Origin of the sequence: Vibrio cholerae ATCC 14035 (genome assembly GCF_000621645.1) — a bacterium.
GTDB lineage: Bacteria > Pseudomonadota > Gammaproteobacteria > Enterobacterales > Vibrionaceae > Vibrio > Vibrio cholerae.
Genome location: NZ_JHXR01000068.1, coordinates 1 through 1,014 on the forward strand (window position 1 = coordinate 1; position 1,014 = coordinate 1,014).

The window sequence follows — 1,014 nt, forward strand, 5'->3', positions numbered from 1 at the left end:
ATTTTGAGGATCTTTATGAGTCCAGTGAAGAACCCCACCCTTTTTGTTCCATTCGTATTCACCATAAAACTCAACACTATCGCCAACTTTCAAGTCCGGAATTCTCGGTGCTAAATCGATGTTATGAGCAACCAGCAATGTTTGTCCGCTATTGAGCTTTAAGATGAATTTTTGATGTCTTGAACCATCATTGTCATCAGGCAACACTTTCGCTACCTGTCCAAATCCTTGAACCTGTATGTCACTTTGCTGCGATTGATAAGCTTGTTGTAAAACAGTGTCATTGGCATGCAAGCTGACCGAAAAACAGCTCGCGAGAACGAGCCAACACGCTAAAAACCATTTCATAAAACTGTCCTTGTTCAATCCACTGACCATTCACCTAACGCTCGCCTAAGGGGCTGGCAACGCATTACCACTAAACTCAACCACAACAACTGCAACCACCGCGGCTCATTGGGACTGGAAACGCCACGCGTTGACAGTCCCTCTTGAGGCGTTTGTTAGTTTCGTAGCCCATTGTTTAACAATGACTTTTAACACCTTTACTTGAAAAATATTTTACGCAAATGCATCGAACATGCACACGTCCAACGCCAAAAGCTGTGAAGTGAGCTGCCAAAACTCAAAACGATCAAGGTTAAGTTGGCCACGGTTAAGAGTCCGCAACAAAGAAAGCAGGATCACAGCGATGATGCTGCCTTTTGTGAAACCAAATTTGCCGTGTTGAATATCCGACAACATTGAAGCTTCGAGACTTGTGGGTTTTCAGCGACTTTGAAATAGCTGAAATTTCAACACTTTCTACCAAATCAGCATCAGGCAAAACTCAAAAGCCAAATTGTGCGACTTGAACGCTTAAAGCTGATTTTTTAGGGCATTTAATCTGAGCTTTGGATGATTTTTTCTAGATAGAAACTAACGCCCGCCTAAGGGGCTGACAACGCATACCACTAAACTCAAACACAACAACTGCAACCACCGCGGCTCATTGGGACTGGAAACGCCGCGCGT

The 1,014-nt window shown here is 43.9% G+C and carries 2 protein-coding genes; both read right to left on the reverse strand.

All coding sequences use genetic code 11. From position 1 onward, the window contains the following. The coding region (locus T411_RS0115680; protein WP_027694912.1) for a DUF3465 domain-containing protein at window positions 1-348 on the reverse strand (348 nt) is incomplete at its 3' end. Window positions 349-561: 213 nt separating this feature from the next. Beyond that, complete coding sequence (locus tag T411_RS0115685) at window positions 562-744, reverse strand: DUF645 family protein (protein WP_000947517.1); 183 nt, start codon at window positions 742-744, stop codon at window positions 562-564. Window positions 745-1,014: the final 270 nt, after the last annotated feature.